The following is a 20,364-nucleotide window of genomic DNA, read 5'->3' as shown; positions in this document are numbered from 1 at the left end:
TTACCCTTTGGTTTCTGCAATTTGCATGGCTTAAACTATATGTCTAAATGACTGAATAGTCACTGAATCCAACTTTTTAACCCATATCCCAGCGCGTAAAAGCAGCACTGACGGCATGACCAAAAGAAGCTCCCAGCTTGCCAAACAATCTATCCATTATGCGTTCACTGGGCGTAAAATTAACCAGCTTTTCAGCGCCAATGACGTTTTTCGCAACGAATTTGTCACTGCCAAAATCATCGGCCAATCCCAGGGAAACACCTTCCTTACCGGTCCACACCAATCCTGAAAACATATCGGACGTTTCTTTGAGGCGATCACCACGGCCTTTTTTTACCGCATCAATGAATTGTTTGTGCACCTGATTGAGCAATGTTTGCATATGCCTGGTTTCAAGCTCATTCACCGGCAAAAAAGGATCCAGCATCGCTTTATGATCTCCGGCAGTCAGCGTCCGTCTCTCTACGCCCATTTTTTCAAGCGTTTCAACAAAGCCGAATCCGTTAATGACTACGCCTATCGAACCGATAAGACTGGCCTCATTAACATAAATTTTGTCAGTTGCGGACGCCACATAATAGCCGCCGGAAGCACAAATATCGCTCACTACCGAAATAATAGGGAGATTGGGGAATTCCTGCTTAACCAGTCTGATTTCGTGAAAAATATAGTCAGACTGTACAGGGCTGCCACCGGGTGAATTAATATGCAGGATAATGCCCTTGGTGTTTTTATCTTTCGCAGCATCACGCAAACCTTGTGAGATATTTTCAAAGCTGGCGGGCTTGTCCTCCGCTATAACCCCGACCACATCGATGACTGCCGTGTGACCTTCACCTCCTGTCACATCCATATCTTTTTTGATGGAGGGATACATTGCTACAACAAAAACAGCTACCAGGTAAAAAAACAGCAACAATTTAAAAAAAATGCTCCAGTGACGCGCCTTTCTTTGCTCCGTCACAGCTGCCAGCGCCAGTTTTTCAATGACTTCGCGCTCCCAACCCTGTTGTTTTTGACCCTCAGAGCCTTGCGTCATGTCATTATTACTTTCCATTATTTAACCTCAGAAATGTTATTAAATCAGATGTATTTTGCAGAAATTCGATGGGGCGATGTTGCAGTAACTGCGGTTCAGCATGAGCGCCGCAGGTGACCGCGATTGAAGATATTCCGGCATTTAAAGCCATTTCCAGATCATGAATGGAATCACCGATCATAACGGTGGCTTCTTTTTGCACGCCGGTTTCCGACATAATCTGTTTGAGCATTAACGGATCAGGCTTTGAAGCCGTCTCATCGGCACAGCGACTCGCAACAAAATAGCCGGCGATCCCGGTTTGCTCAAAAGCATGCTGAAGACCTTTGCGTGATTTTCCGGTCGCAACCGCCAAGAGAAAACCGCTTTGCTTAAGCGCCTCCAAAAGATCAACTACGCCTGGAAACAAGTCCTCAACCCCCAGTTGACGCGAAAAATAAAGCTCTGAATACCGGCTGATTAAACGTTGCTTTTCTAATTGATCAAGTTCCGGAAAAAGGACTGACATAGCCTGATGGATGCTAAGTCCGATAATATCTTTTGCCGCGCATTCATCCGGCGCCTTATAACCGCAGTCAACTGCTGCGTTTTGTAAACAATAGACAATCCAGTCTATGGAGTCCATCAGGGTTCCATCCCAATCAAATATCAATAACTCAAACTTACTTTTTATCATCAAACCAAACCTGCATATCTACAGGTACCGGTGCAGTAATAATTAACGGTTTACCACTAACAGGATGCGTGAACTCAAGCTTGAAAGCATGAAGAAAAAGGCGTTTGATTCCTCTTTTTTTAAAACTCCGATTGACTTCAAAATCGCCGTATCGATCATCGCCAAGGATGGGATGCCCCAACCAGGCAGCATGAACTCTGATTTGATGAGTTCTTCCGGTTTGCGGACTGGCTTCTACCCATGTCGCATCAGACAATGATTTAATACTTTTGAAAAATGTTGCCGAACTTTTTCCTTCCTGACTCACGATGACCATGCGCTCACCGCTCTGGCCTGTCTGCTTTAATAAGGGCGCAGTGACGGCTATGGATTTCCTCTCCCATACGCCACCCAACAAGGCTAAATAGGTCTTTCTGATGCCATCGCCACGGAAAAGTTCATGCAGCGTCCGCAGCGCACTGCGTTTTTTGGCAATGATCAAACAACCCGAAGTGTCCCGATCCAGACGATGAACCAATTCAAGAAAATGCGCATCGGGTCTTAATTGGCGCAAGCTTTCTATAACTGCCGTACTTAAGCCGCTGCCGCCATGAACGGCATAACCGGCCGGTTTATTGAGCACCATCAAAACATCGTCTTCAAACAGAATATCCTGCTCGAGGCTTTGTTTAAGGCTTTTGGGCACAAAAACAATGTCGTCAACCACATTGACCCGTACCGGTGGAATTCTGACCATATCGCCCGGCTGCAACCGGTATTTGACATCGACTCTGCCCTTGTTAACCCGTACCTCGCCTTTTCGCACGATACGATAAATGTGGCTTTTTGGAACACCTTTGAGCTTGGTAATCAAAAAATTATCCAATCGTTGATCACTGGTTTCATCTGTGATTTCAACCATCTGTACCGTGGCGTGTAGGCTATTTTGTTCTGTTTTCATTATCTTATGATATCAGCATATTCCGTAATTTAATGCTTTAAAATTGATGGATGGCCATAACATTGCTATATTAGGCGAGTCTTTAATTTTATTGACATAAACGATTCGCAACATTAAAGCGGAACATAATAGTTTTTTCCAAACTGTTTTATGAATATTAAACAGTTTGAGCATTACAATTTTGGGTTTTATCGTTCGACCCATGACGAACGAATTGCATTAACTCCTGTTTAGGAAAGATTTTACAAGAAGACAGTCCTTTGCTTTCATCATACTTTGAACCATCGTTATGAGCACTTCAGTCTCTTAACCTTAACTAAAGCGGATCTATAGAAAAATAAACTCGCATACTGTCATTTTCAAAGTTGAATCTACCCGTAAAAGATGAATTTATCACGCAGCATCAAACTAGCCGTGAACACAATCCAAACTGTCTAAATCACAAAATCTGATAATGGAGCAGGAACCTATCAAGGAAAAATGAATGAAAAGAATGCTTATCAACGCTACGCAGCCTGAAGAACTGCGTGTTGCATTGGTAGATGGTCAAAAACTTTACGATTTTGACATTGAAGTACCTTCAAAAGAACAAAAAAAATCAAACATTTATAAAGGAATCATCACTCGAATAGAACCTAGTCTTGAAGCCGCGTTCATCAACTATGGCGCTGAAAAACACGGCTTTTTACCTTTTAAGGAAATCGCTCCAAACTTTCTCCAGGCCAGTAACGCACCCACCGAAGGCCGGCAGTCAATCAAAGACCAGCTTCGGGAAGGTCAGGAAATTGTTGTTCAGATTGAAAAAGAAGAACGCGGCAACAAGGGCGCGGCTTTAACAACGTATATCAGTCTTGCGGGAACCTATCTGGTTTTAATGCCCAACAACCCCAAAGCGGGCGGCATCTCAAGACGTATTGAAGGCGATACCCGCAGCGATTTACGTGAAGTAATGGCGGCTTTAGAAATACCCGATACCATGGGGCTGATCATCAGAACCGCAGGGTGCGGCAAAAATGCCGAGGAATTGCAATGGGATTTGAATTACCTTTTGCAGTTGTGGGAAGCCATTGAAAGAACTGCGAAAGAGCAAACCGCGCCCTTTTTGGTTTTCCAGGAAAGTAATGTCATTATTCGCGCACTGAGAGATCACCTGCGGAGTAACATTGATGAAATCCTGATCGATAATGAACCTTCATTCAAATTGGTGCAAAACTTCCTCAAGCAGGTAATGCCCCATTTTCTACCAAAGGCAAAGCTCTACCAGGATGCCGTGCCTTTATTCAGCCGTTATCAGATCGAATCTCAGATTGAAGTGGCTTACGGCCGTGAGGTGTCGTTACCCTCCGGCGGCTCCATAGTCATTGATCATACAGAAGCACTCACCAGTATCGACATCAACTCGGCCAGAGCAACAAAAGGCAGCGATATTGAGGAGACGGCCCTGAATACCAACCTGGAAGCCGCGGATGAAATAGCCAGACAATTACGCCTGCGTGATTTGGGAGGTCTTTTTGTCATTGATTTCATTGACATGATGTCCAACAAAAACCAGCGGACCGTTGAAAATCAATTACGCGATGCTTTGAAGATAGACAGAGCACGCATCCAAACAGGCCGTATCTCTCGTTTTGGTCTATTGGAAATGTCCAGGCAACGCCTGCGGCCATCTCTTGGGGAGTCAACCCAGTTGACCTGTCCTCGCTGCAAAGGCCAGGGGATGATACGAAATGTCGAATCAGTCGCGCTGGCAGTGTTGCGCGTGCTCGAAGAAGAGGCTATGAAGCCGGGCACAGAAAAAGTGATTGCGCACTTGCCTATCGAAAGCGCTACCTTTTTACTCAATGAAAAACGCCCCGCTATCGAACAAATCGAATCGCGTCTTAAAGTCGGTATTATTATTTTGCCGAGCAAACATCTTGAAACGCCGGCCTATGATATCGAGCGAATTAAAAGCAAGGATGCGACCGAAGACAAACCGAGTTATTTACAGATTAAAGAAGAAGATATTCCGCTTCCTGATTTTGCTCAGCAAAGTAAACCCAAAGTCGATTCGCCCGCGATAAAAGAGTTTATGCATGAAACGCCGGCACCGGTTCAAAACAGAAATAACTCAGCCAGCCTGATTAAACGTTTTTGGCAAAAATTGGTCGGAACCCCTGATAACAAAGTCCCGGAAAAGCATACGCCTGCCAAAATTGCTTCAGAGGACGGCGGCGAAGCATCAGAGAGTTCAAAAAACCGGAGAAATCCGGATAATAAACGCCCTCAAAATGGGCGCGGCAATCGCCCTCCCAGAACTCCTGACGGCAAAAACCCAAGAAGGAACAAGCCACCGGAAAGACCACCCGTTGAAAAAGTGGTGGCTGAAGACGTGACGCAAACAGAAATTGTGGCAGCCCAACCCCAATCCCAGCCGCAAGAAGGTGCTGAACCGGTTAAAAAGCCACAAAGCCGCAGACGGGGACCCAACCGAAGAAGACCGCGTAATCCAAACTACCGAAAACCGGATTCGGCCTCAGAATCCGAGTCTAAATCCGCCGATTCAACTGAATCTTCTCCTGCTCCGGCAAGAGAGCCCAGTCCAGTAGAAAGCGACTAGAACCGTTAAGCCAAGGAAGGCTTACTCTCCAAGTTCATCCACACCTCCTGTCTGATCGAAAAAACGTCTGGATTCCAGCGGTTGCGTGGTGGACAGCAATTCCCAGTTTGATGATAAAAAAGGGCAGGGGTAAGCTTTGCGGGAATGTCGGCCCGTCAAGCCCCCATGGAGGGGTCTACGGCATGCCTCGCAAGGCTTACGCCAATCCCCAGAGCCAATTAAAGTAAAGGGTATCTGCACACCCCCTCCAATTTTAGTGGGTGTAGGTGGTTGATTGAAAAGGCTTCTGCAACAGGAATGTTGTAGAGAGCTTTAGGGACGTATTAACGCGTCCTCTGAATCAAGCACCTACACCCTTAATTCAAAGCGGGCGAGTAGTTACAGTAAAGGATTAATTATCCCTTTACCCGTTAAAACGAAGTCAATTCGCGCTGACGGGCCAACAACTTCATACCCTTAAATAACGCTTCTTTAACGGTATTTGACTTCTACGTGTTCTGCCGCAAAAAGCCGTTTTAGCCGGACTATTAATTCATCGGTAGGATGGACACGCCATTCTTCGCCCAATTGAACCGAAGCCCGCGCAGTATTTGAAGAATAATTAATAACGACAGGGCATGACCCGCCTTTATAGGGTTTTAGAACCGCATCAAAAGGGTCAATTATTTCTTTTATTGCTGACGCAGCATTCTTCCAGTCAATCAGAATGCATCGGGCAAATTGACTGCGAGCATCTTCTATACTGTAAAGCTTCTCTACCGTCAGCCTTAACATCCCGGTAAAATCATCTATTCCAATGGCGCCCTCTGCAACTAGCAGCGCATCTTTTGATAAAAGATCCCGGTATTTATCATAACTTTCACCAAAAATAGCCAACTCCAAACGACCGGAGCGATCATCCAACGTCACAAACCCCATGGTTTTTCCCTGTTTGGTCTGTCGCGTACGAATTTCAACCACCATTCCGGCAGCCCGCCCTTCCAAACGTCCCCGGGATCTTTCGACGTCCGCAAGAATGCTGGAAATTTTGCCGTGCGTGAAATTTTTTAATTCCTTTTCATACTCAATAATCGGATGACCCGTCAGAAACAAACCCAGCGTGTTTTTCTCGGCCGCCAGGCGCTCGGCTTCTGTCCAGGTTTCCGCAGTTGTCGAATAGGCCGCCTGATCAATGTCCGGTTCCGCATTAACCGCCAGGCCAAACAAATCATTTTGCCCTGTTTCCGACATTTTTCCATGTTGTTCGGCCACGCGCAGAGCCACCGTCAATTCAGCCAAATGAGCGGCACGATTATCATCGAATTCGTCTAATGCCCCCGCTTTGATCAGCGCTTCCAAAACCCGCCGGTTGACCTTTCGCAAATCCACTCGTTTACATAAGTCATATAAGCCTTCATAGCTGCCATGCTGATCACGTTCATTAATCAGCTCCTCAATGGCCGACTCGCCGACGCCTTTGATGGCACCCATGCCATAGACAATCTGCTGCTTAAAATTAACAGTGAAGCGGAAGTTTGATACATTAATGTTGGGCGGACAAATACTGAGCTTCATTTCCCGGCATTCTTCGATCAAAACGACGATTTTATCGGTATTGTCCATATCGGCGGACAGCACTGCCGCCATGAATTCAGCAGGAAAGTGTGCTTTTAGCCAGGCGGTCTGATAAGCAACCAAAGCGTAAGCGGCAGAATGTGACTTATTAAAGCCGTACCCCGCAAATTTTTCCATCAAATCAAAGATATAAGTAGCGACACTTTCATCAATTTGATTGGCAACAGCACCTTGTGTAAATATCTCTCGCTGCTTGGCCATTTCTTCAGGTTTTTTCTTACCCATAGCCCGGCGCAACATGTCAGCGCCACCCAAGGTATAGCCCGCGAGCTCACGGGCTATTTGCATGACCTGTTCCTGGTAAAGAATAACCCCATTGGTCGATTTGAGAATTGGAATCAGCGAGGGATGAGCATACTCCGCTTTCGCGCCATGCTTTACATTGATGTAGTCATCCACCATACCCGATTCGAGTGGACCGGGCCGAAATAACGCAACCAGCGCGATGATGTCGTCGAAACAGTCCGGTTTGAGTTTTTTGATTAACTCTTTCATACCTCTGGACTCTAACTGAAACACCGCGGTTGTCTGGGCTTTTTTCAGTAATTCATAGGTATCCTGATCGTCGCGGGGAATCTGGGTAATATCGACAATAGTTTCACCGGTTTTCTGCAGCCTGTAATTGATCGTTTGCAACGCCCAATCGATAATGGTCAGCGTGCGCAGCCCCAAGAAATCAAACTTGACCAGACCAACCGCTTCTACGTCATCCTTGTCAAACTGTGTCACCAGATTACCGCCGCCTTGCTCACAATAAAGCGGCGTAAAGTCAGTCAACTTTGTAGGGGAAATTACAACCCCGCCGGCGTGCTTTCCGGCGTTCCGGGAAATGCCTTCCAACATTCTGGCCATATCGACCAGCGCTTTGACTTCTTCCTCTTTGTCATAAAGCTGCTTCAGTTCAGGACTGTCTTTAAGCGCTTTCTCCAGGGTCATGCCAATTTCAAAGGGAATCAGCTTGGCAAGTCTGTCGACAAATCCGTAAGAAAAACTTAACACACGTCCTACATCTCTGACTACCGCTTTTGCGGCCATGGAACCGTAGGTGATAATCTGGGAGACATGATCCCTGCCGTAATGTCTGGCCACATAATCGATCACCTCATCCCGGCGATCCATGCAAAAATCCACGTCAAAATCAGGCATTGAAACCCGTTCGGGATTAAGAAAGCGCTCAAACAGCAATTCAAACTCAATAGGATCCAAATCAGTGATTTTTAAAACGTACGCCACAAGCGAACCGGCACCGGAACCTCTGCCTGGCCCCACTGGAATGCCATTATTTTTAGCCCATTGGATAAAGTCGGCAACAATGAGGAAGTAACCGGAAAAGCCCATTTGGGTTATTACGGTCAGTTCTATATCCAGACGTTCGTAATAGGCTATTGTGTTTTCTTCTTTTGTACCGGCGCCAAAAGCCGGATATTGCACTAAGCGTTCCGCCAACCCTTTTTTTGATGCCTCAATCAGGTATTCATCAATGGTCATGCCTTCCGGTACTGGAAAATCAGGCAAGTAATTTTTACCCAGGGTCAGTTCCAGATTACACCGCTTTGCAATTTCCACACTGTTGGCCAATGCTTCGGGCATGTCTGAAAACAAGGCCTGCATTTCCTCAGCCGTCCGCAAATATTGCTGCGCTGTGTAATCCTTGGGTCTGCGCGTATCGTCCAGCACACGGCCTTGATGAATGCAGACTCTTACCTCATGCGCATCAAACTCACTGGCCTTGAGAAAACGAACATCATTCGTAGCAACTATCGGCAAGGCTGTCTGGAATGCAAGTTCCATTGCCGCTGCAATATAAAACTCTTCATGCGGCTTGCCTACTCGCTGAACTTCCAGATAAAAACTGTTTTCAAATAGCCTGGACCATCGCTCTGCCAGCGCTTTCGCTTCTTGTGTATTATTAGCCAGTAAAGCCTTTCCAATATCGCCATTCATTGCTCCTGACAACGCAATCAACCCATCATGGCTTGCCTCTATCCACTCCCTCTGAATCATAGGAATGCCCTGATGCTGCCCTTCCTGGTAAGCCTTGGAAATCAGCTCTGTTAAAGTCACATAGCCTTTTCGGTTTTTTACCAATAATGTCAAACCAAATGGCGCTGCCGGCTCATCGGCATTATAAAGATTGATGTCTGCGCCAATGATCGGCTTTATGCCTTGCCCCAAAGCCGTTTTATAAAACTTGACCAGAGAAAACAAGTTGGCCTGCTCAGTAACAGCAACAGCCGGCATGTTCATTTCGGCCAAGGTTTTAATCAACGGTTTAATTCTGACAATGCCATCTACCAGCGAAAATTCTGTGTGTAATCTCAGATGGACAAATGAAGGCTGCATGTTAATAGCGATAGTTGAAAGATAGACAAAAACGGCAAGGGTTTAACCAAAAGTGCGTGAGTAAATCAACTCCCTTTTGCCACAGGGCGTTAACCGGAAACAACGGATTTATTTATACCCTCGTAGATCGAAATTCGGCACCGGGGTGCCCGTCAAAGAACGCCGTAAAACCATCCATGTAGGCTCTATGCCAGCATCCATGCTGGCAAAGCCTTTGCCGAACAACCCGTTGCCTTCTTAGGCACTTGCCGAAATTTGAAGTGCGAAAGCTATATCATAAAAAATTAGTCATACAGCGTAGATTGGGGTGCATGCTTTTCGCAACCCAACAATTAACGCCATGGCCTTGAAATGTTGGGTTGACTATCGACAACCGCAACCTACACGGTGCATCACCTTGGTTTTGTTGTTCCGCTGAATAGTGACATAGAAAACTAACGCTACAAAGTGAAGTTTGGGTATTAGCTGATCAGTAAATAGCCATGACTTTCTTGACAGGTGCAAAACTGCGTCTGTGGATGGGTAACACGCCGAGAGTTTGAATTTGTTCCAGATGTTTTTTTGTGGGATAGCCCTTGTGGCTGTCAAAATCGTATCCGGGATAAACGCCCTCAATGAACGACATTTCATTATCTCGTGCGACTTTAGCCAGGATTGAAGCGGCCGAAATACAAGGGATCAGAAGATCGCCCTTGATCACGGTTTCCCCAGGCATTGAAACCGGAGGATAGTAAGACCCATCGACCATCACCCATTCGGGGGTAATGCCTAATCCGGATAAAGCTCTGGCCATTGCCAACAGCGAAGCCTGGAGTATATTCATGCGGTCAATTTCGCTTACTTCGGCTCTTCCAACTGACCAGCAGAGTGCTTTCGCTTTAATCTGACCCGCTAAAAACGTCCGGCGCTTTGCTGTTAGCTTTTTCGAGTCGGTCAGACCGGATATCAGGCAATCAGGATTCAAAATTACGGCGGCAGCAACAACAGGTCCTGCGATACAACCCCGCCCGACTTCATCAACGCCGGCTACCAGTGAATACGCTATCTTAAAATTCCCCGCGTGACATTTCTAAGAAAACTGACCATATTGGACAACTCGTCACTGTCACCGGCCATACCTTCCATTTCCTCTATTGCGTCTTCCAATCGCATATTCATTTTATAAAGGATTTTGTAAGCTTTTCTAATTTGCCGTATTGCTTCCGGCGTCACCCCATTACGTTCCATGCCGACGGAGTTGATCCCATGCGGTCTGGTGGGCCGCCCTCCTACCATGACAAAAGGAGGAATATCCTGGGTTATGGCACTGCCCATAGCAGAAAAACTGTACTGTCCGATTTGGGTAAATTGATGAACCAATGTAAACCCGCCGAGTATGGCGTGATCACCCAGATGCACATGACCCGCCAGTGATGCACCGTTTGCCAAGATAACGTGATCACCTATCATACAGTCATGAGCGACATGCGTATAAGCCATAAACAAGTTATCTGACCCAATTGAGGTGACACCGCGATCTTGAAGCGTCCCTCTGTGCATGGTGGCAAACTCCCGGATGGTATTTCTATCGCCAATTTCAAGACACGTCTTTTCTGAAGCGTACTTTTTATCTTGCGGATCTTCACCAATAGACGTGAATTGATATATCCGGTTTTGTTCTCCGATCCGCGTTGGGCCGTTGATAACAACATGGGGCCCGATCACAGTTCCGGAACCAATCGTTACATCAGGGCCGATGACAGTATAAGGGCCTATACTGACATTATCCGCCACTTGAGCACGTTCATCGATAATTGCTTTAGGATCTATCAAATCAGTCCACCGCTGCTGCACACATGATGTTTGCACTGGCGACAAATTCATTGTCCACTTCCGCCCGGCATTCAAACGACCAGATGTTGCGCTTACTTTTTAAAAACTTTGCTTCAAGCATAAGCTGATCTCCCGGCACCACAGGCCGTTTAAATCTGGCTTTATCTATCCCCACCAAATAATACGTCATCCCTTTACCAAGAACATCGGGCGCAGTTTCAGAAGCCAGCAAACCGGTTGCCTGCGCGAGGGACTCGAGTATCAAAACGCCTGGCATAATAGGCATATGAGGAAAGTGGCCTTGAAAGAAAGGTTCATTATAAGTCACATTTTTGACACCTAAAAGCCTGACGCCTGGCTCACACTCGATAACTTTATCCAGTAATAGAAAAGGATACCGGTGCGGAAGAAATTCTTGAATTTGCAGTATATCTAACTTGATAGACATTATTATGGCGTGATGAATGTATTAAATTTGAAAATTGAGCCGTCATGGAGGCGCTCCTGCAGACCTTACTGATCAGCGTTTATTCAGGCAAGGAAAGCAATTTTTCTTGAATTTGGCTGGTTACATCGATTTGCTCACTCGCATAGATCACGCCATCTGTTAACAACAAATCAAATTTTTGCTCTTGGGCCAGCGTGCGGATGGCCTCAATAATCTTGCGTTGCAATTTTCCAAGCTCTTCGTTACGGCGCATATTGAAATCTTCGCTGAACTCCTGTTGGCTTCTTTTCAGTTCTCTTTGTTTTGCCAAAATGTCTTTTTCCAAATTTCTTCTTTCCGAATCACCCATAACGGATGCATCACGGTTCATCCTTTCTTCCAGTCCTTTGGCTTCATTTTGTTGAGCCAGCAACTGTTTGTCTCTTGGCGAAAATTCTTGTTCCAGACGTTTTTTAGCTTTTTCCGCTTGGGGTGATTTCTCCAACACAGCCGGAATATTCACAAAGCCAATTTTCAATTCTGCAAAAGCCGTATTGGCCGATAACAATAATCCCAAAAATAAAACAATCTTAGTTTTCATTAGTTCATCCATCTTAGGTAAAAAGTAAGTGTAAATTGTATAAACGCGTGTTTTGATTTAAATAAATTATAGGGGATAAGTCGAGCAAACAAAAATGCCTAAAAACCGGAACCGAATGAAAACTGAAAGTTTCTTTCGTCATCTTGATCTTCAAGATTTATAGGTTTAGCGACACTGACCGAAATAGCCCCGAAAGGCGACAGCCATTCACCGGAAATACCTGCGGAATAGCGCATTTCATCAAATGAAAAACTGTTATCGACCATCCCGGCATCAATAAAAGTGCCCAATCGTATTGACTTGGATTCTTTCATAAAAGGTACGGGGAAAAATAATTCCGCACTTCCCGCCAGTTTCGTAGATCCACCTATCGGTCTTGATGAATTACCCGGGGTAGGTCTGTCTCTAGGACCTAAGGTATTGTCGTTAAATCCCCGCACCGAGCGAACCCCACCGGCAAAATAATTTTCAAAGAACGGCAGTTCATCTGTTTTTCCATAGCCGTCTCCATACGCAGCTTCCGCACTCAAACTAAAAGTCAGGTCTTTGGCGATAGGAAAATATTCCTGCTGCTTATAACTGATTTTGTAATACTCAAGATCGCTGCCCGGCACGGTTGCCAAGGCTGATAACCTTTGCTGTCCGCCGCTGGTCGGAAAAACGAAACGGTTCAGCGTATCATGTGTCCAGCCTATGGAAGGGGCGAAGGTTAAAAAACTGTCACCTTCTTCTTCTATGAACTCTATGATGTCATAGGATGAGGAAGACGTAGTATCCAGACTGGTATGCTTCACATCCGCATTAAACCGCAAAGTGTCAAATTCATTCAACGGTATGCCAAAGTTCATTCCGGCATTTGCCACATCGGTAGTATAACTGGCAATGTTGGCTTGCCGGGCATCGGTGCTTCGATAACCCAATTCATATCCCAAGCTCACACCATCCAGAGTAAAATAAGGGTTTAAAAAGCCAAACCGGTAGTTAGTTGAAACATCACTGTTATTGAATGCCAGGTTGACCCGTTTGCCGGAACCAAAGACATTGTCCTGCGAGATATTGGCATTCAGAATAATACCTTGAGTTTGCGAAAAGCCTACACCTGCCGTCAAATTTCCGGAAGGTTTTTCAACAACAGTATAGTTGACATCAATTTGATCTGAAGTACCCACCACCGGCGGCGTCTCGACATTCACTTCCTCGAAATAGCCCAGTCTTTCCAGGCGCGTTTTGGATCGCTCGATTTTTGTGTTGGATGCCCAACTGGCTTCCATTTGCCGTAATTCCCGTCTTAACACTTCGTCACGGGTTTTGGTGTTGCCCCTCATGTTGATGCGGTTGACATAAACCCGCTTACCCGGATCAACAAAAAACGTCATTGCAACGGTCTTGTCAGCCTCGTTAATTTCAGGAACCATGTTGACGTTAGCAAAAACATATCCGTCATCACCCAAGCGATCCGAGATGGCTTTTGACGTTTCAGTCGCATTTCTTCTGGAGAAAATTTCACCCGGTCCGACCTGAACCAGTTTGGTAATTTCGTCGGGCTGAACAATCAGGTTACCCGCCAATTTGACTTTTTCTAACGTGTAGACATCGCCTTCTTTTACATTAATCGTAATATAAATTTCTTTCTTGTCAGGCGTTATGGCGACCTGCGTTGATTCAATATTGAAATTGATATAGCCGCGATCCAGATAATAGGAGCGCAAACGCTCGAGATCAGCCGAAAGCTTTTGTTTTGAATATTGGTCATCTTTGGTATAAAACGACAAAAGATTGGAGGTACTTAACTCAAAGTCTTTTTGCAAATCGTCATTTTCGAAGGTTTTATTGCCGACGACATTAATCTGTTTGATTTTGGCAACCCGTCCTTCTGAAATCTTGATATTGATACCCACTCTGTTTCGGGTGAGATCGGCAACTTCGGTATCAATCTTCAGACCGTATTTGCCGTGACTAAAATATTGGCGCCTCAACTCCTGTTCGACTTTTTCCAGAATTTGCTGGTTGAATACTTTTCCTTCAGACAGGCCGATATTTTTTAATGCCTTCAGCAAATCCTCCGAACTGATATCTTTATTACCTTCAAACAGAATTTTAGCGATTGAAGGTCTTTCGACCACATTGACCACCAGCGTCGACCCGGATCTTTCGATCGTGATGTCTTTGAAAAAACCGGTTTTAAAAAGCGCTCTGACGGCAACAGGTATTCGTTCGGACGAAAAAGTATCTCCGATATTGACGGGGAGATAATTATAGACGGTTCCAACGGAAATTCTTTGTAAACCATTGACTTGTATATTATCAACTACAAACCCGTCTTCACTTTTTACGACCTGTGAAAATACCAAAGTCAGCATGATAATGACTGATAAAACTGATAATCTCATGAATTTGTGCGAAATACGGTTGCCGTTGACTTATAACGGGTCAAGTATACCACAGAGCTTAGGCGCTCAACCAAATGGAATAAGGTCACTGTGATTTGCTAGTGGGACGGAGGTTGAATAAAACCGGGCTAGCCCGAAGCAACGCCAAATAACCCGGCAGGCAACATTTGCCAATAGTGCCGGATCATTGATAAAGAAAAGAGCGGCGCTTAAAATCCAGCTGGACTTTTAGCGTTTACCTAAGAACCCGCTGATAGGCTTTTTGTGAGTCAATAGATAATGATTTCTAAACCAGACACCGCCAATAGCCGCCAACATAAGACCGCAAGAGGCAACCGTCAGATAGATTAAATTCTTAAGGTGCGACATTTCTTTTAAAAGCTCTTCATTGCTGGACTCTGGTTGAACGTGTTTCGTCGTTTCGGTATAGGCTCGCAAAACTTTTACGTCACTTTTAAGGTCTTCAATGGTTCCCAATGAATAGGTTACAGAGCCTAATTTAACACTTTGTTCCAATGTCCTTAATTTGCTCTCTATAGATCCACTGACCAAACCTATCATTTGCCCTTTGAGGGCATCAATTTCTGCAGATAATACAGGGTTTTCCCTGGCTTTATACGCAGCATCAAGCTGTGCTGTTTGATAACTATTCAAGAGATCCTGGGATGGCATAAGGAAAAAACCCATCACCATGACAATAGCCATTAATGCCAGAACAGCATAAATCAACATTTTATTGACTATCACTAAACTCTTGTCGACTGGAATTTCGCGAAGAATCATTGGATTCAATGCCTGTCCATCGTCAGAATTTTTCTCTCGCTTATTGCTCATTAATGTATTTCCTCTCAACGCAAATACAAGCGCAGATAGCATCCCAACCCCAAGGACGAGAAACCTTCAAACCCTGCAATACCTTCTTATTTTCAATCATACGTGATGCTAAACCCGCCTGAAAATCAGCGGTAAGTGTCTCTTTTGTATGAACAGAAGTCACGAGGCAAAAACAAAGTCAAATACTTTCCCGATCCTTAAATTATTATTTTTCCAACCAAAAACCAAATGTCCAATTTTCGGTGAATGGCAATTATACAAGCTTAAATCAAATTGTCGTGCGTTTTATCGGGTTTATGCAAGAAGCGCTGATTGCCAGCGCCTCTTAAATCCGCTTCCGATTTTAAAGCACTTAAAAGCTGAAACGGCCCAAGAATCGTGACCTAAAACCCTCACACCAAGCAGATCGCCATAAACCTGATTTAGCGGTTTTTCTTGGCTGCAATCCGCATTCTCAGTGCATTCAATTTGATAAATCCTTCCGCATCTTTTTGGTTGTAAGCGCCGGCATCGTCTTCAAACGTTGCGATAGCTTCGTCAAACAAGCTGTCGGACTCTGACGCTCTTCCTACCACAACCACATTGCCTTTGTACAGTTTGACTCTGACTTTGCCATTGACATTGACTTGCGATGCATCAATCATGGTTTGCAGCATTTTTCGCTCAGGACTCCACCAGTAACCGTTATAGATCAAACTGGCATAGCGCGGCATCAGTTCGTCTTTAAGATGAGCCACTTCTCTGTCCAAGGTCAGCGACTCAATGGCTCTATGTGCTTTAAGCATGACCGTACCGGCCGGTGTTTCATAACAACCGCGAGACTTCATACCAACATAACGGTTTTCGACGATATCCAGACGACCTATGCCATTGGCTCCCGCAATTGTATTCAGCTTTTCCAGGACTTCCGCTGCCGAACACGCCTGACCATCAATCTCGACGATATCGCCCTGTTTATAGGTTAATTCCAGATAGGTTGGCTTATCGGGTGCCGCTTCCGGAGAAACACTCCAACGCCACATCGACTCTTCAGGCTCAGCCCAAGGATCTTCAAGAATGCCGCCTTCATAAGAAATATGTAACAAGTTGGCATCCATTGAATAAGGAGAGGCTTTTCCTCGTTTCATTTCAACCGGGATACTGTGTTTTTCAGCATAAGCCAACAACGTTTCACGCGAAGTCAAATCCCACTCACGCCATGGTGCGATCACATGAATATCAGGTCTTAACGCGTAAGCACCCAATTCAAAACGGACTTGATCATTACCCTTGCCGGTTGCACCGTGAGAAATGGCCTCAGCACCGGTTTCATTGGCGATTTCTATCAAGCGCTTGGCAATCAGCGGTCTTGCAATAGAAGTCCCTAAAAGATATTCACCTTCATAAATCGTATTGGCGCGAAACATCGGGAATACGAAATCGCGCGCAAACTCTTCACGCAGATCATCGATATAAATTTCCTTGATACCCATGGCTTGCGCTTTCGCTCTTGCAGGCTCGACTTCCTCACCCTGGCCAATATCAGCCGTAAAGGTTACGACTTCACAATCGTAAACATCTTTCAGCCATTTCAGAATGACTGAGGTATCCAAACCTCCGGAATAAGCCAGTACGACCTTATTGATACTCGACATAACACCCCAATGTATTGCTCGATAAAAATAATTGCAGTGTCCGTTTCGAACAAACATCTGCATAAATGAAAACTTAATGGGGCGAAATTATACCGTAAAACCGGAAATACGGCAGGCCCGAAATAGCATCAATCATTCGCCTGCCAATTCAATTGCTCAATAACCCTCACAAATTCAGCATCCAAAGGTGAATGGATCGAGACCAGCGCTTCTGACACAGGATGAGGAAACTGAAGGTCGCTTGCCGTCAATAACAGCTGATTAGACCCCAAATAGGTTCTAAAAAAGGCATTATGTTTGCCATCACCGTGAGTCGTATCACCCACGATAGGATGAAAAATATGCTTCATGTGTCGCCGCAACTGATGTTTACGCCCGGTTTCCGGCACCAGCTCAATGAATGAATAACGACTGGTTGAATGGCGTTTTGTAGCAAAAGGCATTTCCGCTTTTGCCAGACATTTAAAATGCGTCAATGCAGCCTGGGCCGGTTTATCTTCTGCGGCTTGCCTATCGGTCATCCGATCAAGCGTTTCGTGCAATGGATAATCGATACTGCCTTGTAAACCGACATACCCTCTGACAATAGCAAGGTAGCGCTTGTGGACATGCCCGTTGATGAAAACCGCCATCATTTGCCGGGCAACATCGGCGTTTAAAGCAAACAGCAGGACCCCGGATGTGGGCTTATCCAATCTGTGCACCGGAAAAACATGACGGCCGATTTGATCACGCAGCAATTGCACGGCAAACCGGGTCTCATGACGGTCTATATTGGACCTATGCACCAGCAAGCCTGCGGGTTTGTTGATAGCAACCAGATGCTCATCCTGATACAGTATTTCTAACACTCCGAAACCGACATTTCATTGATTTCTGAGCTGATTAACTGCAGTTTTTCTACTCTTTTGAGTTTTTTCAGCATGGCTTCGCGTTTGCAGGCCGCGCTTCGATCGGACAGCGTTTCCAGATACATCAACCGAACCGGCTTGCGGCCAAAAAAATATTTGGCCCCCTTCCCGGCTTCATGCTGGCGATAACGCCTTATCACGTCATTGGTGCAACCCGTATAGAAGGAATCATCGCTGCAATGGATGATGTAGACCTGCCAAGCCATCATGTCACTTTAAAGTTACGCCTTGATTTCAAAATAATGCGCCCAAACCAAGCTTTCCGGATCCCAGTTCATTCCGGGATGCATTCTTAATATCAAATCCCGGTAACTCTCAAGGCTTGGATATCCCTCGGCTTTAGCATGTTCATCCGTCATGTCGCCCAATTTTTCCCTTTTTAAATCGGTCACAACAAATTCTGTGCCTTGCAACTCAAAGCGTTCTCCGGGCCAGCCGTAAACGCCATTTCGGCGCTGCTGAGTTTTCAAACCCGCCTTTGCGGCAGCAACCAGTTTTTCGTGGCGTATCAGATTATCGATAGTGCAGGTTTTTTCAGGTAAGTCAGACATAAATAAGTGTATTTAACCTTTAAAAAGTAAAAAAAGAGGACGATTAGCGCGATTTAAGCCGTTTTCATTAGTTTCATTAAATGATGATCGGCTTTTAATAACAAACGTTTTTATTCACGTTCTATACCTCACCAAACTCCGGTGTTAGACATAGAAACCCAAGGTTCGGAAGGTTTCAGCGGCGATCCTTTTTGTAAAAACTCAATGGAAATCTGATCCGGTGACCGGATGAATGCCATATGGCCGTCTCTAGGTGGACGGTTGATCAAAACCCCACCCTCCATCAATTTTTGGCAGGTCGCATAAATATCGTCGACTTCAAACGCTATATGCCCGAAATTTCTGCCGCCGGTATAATCTTCAGCGTCCCAATTATAGGTAAGCTCCAGTAAAGGCGCTTCATGCTGTCTTGCTTGATCGGCATCCAAAGGCGCGGCCAGATATACCAGCGTAAAACGGCCTTGCTCACTTTCCATACGGTTAATTTCGTGCATACCGAGTTTATTACAATAAAAATCCAGAGATTCATCCAAATTGCGGACCCTGACCATAGTATGTAAGTAACGCATCTCACTGACCTCCTGTTTACAAAGTTAACGTTCTGAAATAAGTCGTATCAACTAACCGATCTGAATGTCGATAGACGGATACTTAATCCGGCGCTGCTTGGGTATGGCAATGACATAAGCTACCGTCAAAGGCCCAAGACGGCCTACAAACATAAGCAACATAATCAACAACTGACCGGCAATATTTAAATCACCGGTCAAGCCTCTGGACAAACCTACCGTGCCTAATGCCGAAACCACTTCAAATAAAATATCCAGCAGCGGCGCCTCCTGGATAGCCGATAACATCAGTGACCCCAGCAGCACGAGCATCATTGAAATGACGGTTACCGCAAAAGACTTCATGATCATATTCAGCGGAATGGAACGACGCATGATCGTGACCTCATCATGCCGCATTAAAAATGAATAGGTCGTAATTAACAGCACAACGAACGTGCCCAACTTGATGCCGCTGGCGGTACTTAAAGATCCTCCGCCGATAAACATCAAAATGAGCATGAGCAGTGATGTGGAATCGGTTAATGATTCTATGGGCAAGGTATTGAAACCCGCAGTTCTGGGCGTCACGGCCTGAAACCAGGAGGCGGTTAATTGATCGGATAAAGAAAACCCGCCGATTGTAGCGGGATTCTTTCGTTCAAATAGCCACACCAACAGCCATGCCAGTAAGTTGAGCATCACCGTGCTGCTGATCATCACTTTGGTATAAACCTGAAGCTTCTTCCAGCCGCATTTTTTCCAGACATCTTGCAACACGACAAACCCGATGCCACCGATAATAAAAAGTGCAGTGATGATGAGATTAACAGGAATATCCCCCTGATAGGCGGTCAAGCCATCGGCAGACAAAGCAAATCCGGCATTGTTAAAGGCTGAAATCGTATAAAAAAAAGCGTGATAAGCCGCTTTCGAAAAGCTGTATTCGTCAACCCAGCAAAACACTAAAAGCAAAAAACCAATAGCCTCTATAGCCAAAGAGAAGACAATCACCGCTTTGGATACATCCTTGATACTGTTGAAGCTGGTTTGATTCAAGGCTTCCAAAGCCACTAACTGATGCCTTACACCCAATCGTTTACCCAGATTCAATATCGTAAGAATTGAAAAGGTCATAAACCCCAGGCCGCCGGCCTGAATCAAGAGGGCAATCACAACCTGGCCGAAAACTGAAAATCCGGTTCCTGTATCTACTACGACCAGCCCCGTTACCGTTACGGCCGAAGTTGCCGTAAAAAGAGCATCAAGCCAGGTAATTGATGACACGGTCGCCATATCCAATTTCAACAACCCGGCGCCGAGTAAGATAAGCGTTAAATAACCAATCATCAATATGGCGGGCGGACTGGCATTTATCAACAGATGTCGAAACTGCGCATTTTTCTGCACTAATGAACGCCACAACAGCTCTAGTTGAGTCATGG

Annotated in this window: 17 protein-coding genes; 1 reads left to right on the top strand and 16 read right to left on the bottom strand. The window is 45.4% G+C overall.

The features are described 5' to 3' along the window. Window positions 1–76 precede the first annotated feature (76 nt). The 3 genes from GO003_RS12910 to rluC are packed head-to-tail and all read right to left on the bottom strand — an operon-like array spanning window position 77 to window position 2,655. Window positions 77–1,057, bottom strand: coding sequence for a S49 family peptidase (locus GO003_RS12910; protein ID WP_159656331.1), 981 nt, complete (start codon window positions 1,055–1,057; stop codon window positions 77–79). After that, complete coding sequence (locus tag GO003_RS12905) at window positions 1,047–1,715, bottom strand: HAD-IA family hydrolase (RefSeq protein ID WP_269144388.1); 669 nt, start codon at window positions 1,713–1,715, stop codon at window positions 1,047–1,049. The genes GO003_RS12910 and GO003_RS12905 overlap by 11 nt, the downstream gene beginning before the upstream one ends. After that, window positions 1,702–2,655 carry a 23S rRNA pseudouridine(955/2504/2580) synthase RluC gene (rluC, locus tag GO003_RS12900; RefSeq protein WP_159656333.1) on the bottom strand — a complete coding sequence of 318 codons (954 nt, stop codon included), beginning with the start codon at window positions 2,653–2,655 and terminating at the stop codon, window positions 1,702–1,704. The genes GO003_RS12905 and rluC overlap by 14 nt, the downstream gene beginning before the upstream one ends. A 484-nt stretch (window positions 2,656–3,139) precedes the next feature. Here rluC and GO003_RS12895 point away from each other — a divergent pair, with 484 nt between their 5' ends. After that, window positions 3,140–5,254, top strand: coding sequence for an Rne/Rng family ribonuclease (locus GO003_RS12895; protein ID WP_159656335.1), 2,115 nt, complete (start codon window positions 3,140–3,142; stop codon window positions 5,252–5,254). 471 nt (window positions 5,255–5,725) lie between these two features. On the opposite strand, the gene dnaE is transcribed toward GO003_RS12895, so the two are convergent. From dnaE to GO003_RS12830, 13 genes are all read right to left on the bottom strand, one after another. Further along, window positions 5,726–9,211 carry a DNA polymerase III subunit alpha gene (gene dnaE / locus GO003_RS12890; RefSeq protein ID WP_159656337.1) on the bottom strand — a complete coding sequence of 1,162 codons (3,486 nt, stop codon included), beginning with the start codon at window positions 9,209–9,211 and terminating at the stop codon, window positions 5,726–5,728. Window positions 9,212–9,680: 469 nt separating this feature from the next. Then, window positions 9,681–10,256 carry a ribonuclease HII gene (rnhB, locus tag GO003_RS12885; protein ID WP_231089197.1) on the bottom strand — a complete coding sequence of 192 codons (576 nt, stop codon included), beginning with the start codon at window positions 10,254–10,256 and terminating at the stop codon, window positions 9,681–9,683. Beyond that, entirely contained in the window at window positions 10,253–11,023 is a 771-nt protein-coding gene (gene lpxA, locus GO003_RS12880; RefSeq protein ID WP_159656547.1) for an acyl-ACP--UDP-N-acetylglucosamine O-acyltransferase, read from the bottom strand. Before lpxA ends, rnhB begins: the two co-directional genes overlap by 4 nt. A gap of 1 nt (window position 11,024) precedes the next feature. Beyond that, window positions 11,025–11,471 (bottom strand): 3-hydroxyacyl-ACP dehydratase FabZ, encoded by a 447-nt coding sequence (fabZ, locus tag GO003_RS12875; protein WP_159656339.1) that lies wholly within the window; start codon window positions 11,469–11,471, stop codon window positions 11,025–11,027. Between the two features lie 79 nt (window positions 11,472–11,550). Beyond that, entirely contained in the window at window positions 11,551–12,051 is a 501-nt protein-coding gene (locus GO003_RS12870) for an OmpH family outer membrane protein (protein WP_159656341.1), read from the bottom strand. 98 nt (window positions 12,052–12,149) lie between these two features. Next, a complete protein-coding gene (gene bamA / locus GO003_RS12865) occupies window positions 12,150–14,441 on the bottom strand; it encodes an outer membrane protein assembly factor BamA (protein WP_159656343.1) in 2,292 nt (763 codons plus the stop codon). A 228-nt stretch (window positions 14,442–14,669) separates the two neighbouring features. After that, window positions 14,670–15,275, bottom strand: coding sequence for a hypothetical protein (locus GO003_RS12860; protein WP_159656345.1), 606 nt, complete (start codon window positions 15,273–15,275; stop codon window positions 14,670–14,672). 422 nt (window positions 15,276–15,697) lie between these two features. Beyond that, entirely contained in the window at window positions 15,698–16,909 is a 1,212-nt protein-coding gene (locus GO003_RS12855) for an argininosuccinate synthase (RefSeq protein WP_159656347.1), read from the bottom strand. Between the two features lie 128 nt (window positions 16,910–17,037). Next, window positions 17,038–17,760: a tRNA pseudouridine(65) synthase TruC gene (gene truC / locus GO003_RS12850; protein ID WP_159656349.1), complete on the bottom strand. Its 723-nt coding sequence runs from the start codon at window positions 17,758–17,760 to the stop codon at window positions 17,038–17,040. Then, on the bottom strand, window positions 17,754–18,029 hold the full coding sequence (locus GO003_RS12845) for a GIY-YIG nuclease family protein (protein ID WP_331001639.1): 276 nt from the start codon (window positions 18,027–18,029) through the stop codon (window positions 17,754–17,756). Before GO003_RS12845 ends, truC begins: the two co-directional genes overlap by 7 nt. Window positions 18,030–18,041: 12 nt before the next feature. Next, window positions 18,042–18,371, bottom strand: a complete 330-nt coding sequence (locus tag GO003_RS12840) for an ASCH domain-containing protein (RefSeq protein ID WP_159656351.1) — start codon at window positions 18,369–18,371, stop codon at window positions 18,042–18,044. A gap of 128 nt (window positions 18,372–18,499) precedes the next feature. Next, complete coding sequence (locus tag GO003_RS12835) at window positions 18,500–18,940, bottom strand: VOC family protein (protein WP_159656353.1); 441 nt, start codon at window positions 18,938–18,940, stop codon at window positions 18,500–18,502. 51 nt (window positions 18,941–18,991) lie between these two features. Continuing rightward, window positions 18,992–20,362 carry a TrkH family potassium uptake protein gene (locus GO003_RS12830; RefSeq protein ID WP_159656355.1) on the bottom strand — a complete coding sequence of 457 codons (1,371 nt, stop codon included), beginning with the start codon at window positions 20,360–20,362 and terminating at the stop codon, window positions 18,992–18,994. Window positions 20,363–20,364: the final 2 nt, after the last annotated feature.

Origin of the sequence: Methylicorpusculum oleiharenae (assembly GCF_009828925.2) — a bacterium.
Taxonomy (GTDB): domain Bacteria; phylum Pseudomonadota; class Gammaproteobacteria; order Methylococcales; family Methylomonadaceae; genus Methylicorpusculum; species Methylicorpusculum oleiharenae.
Note: the sequence above shows the minus strand (reverse complement) of the source record. Positions and strands in the feature narration are given on the sequence as shown.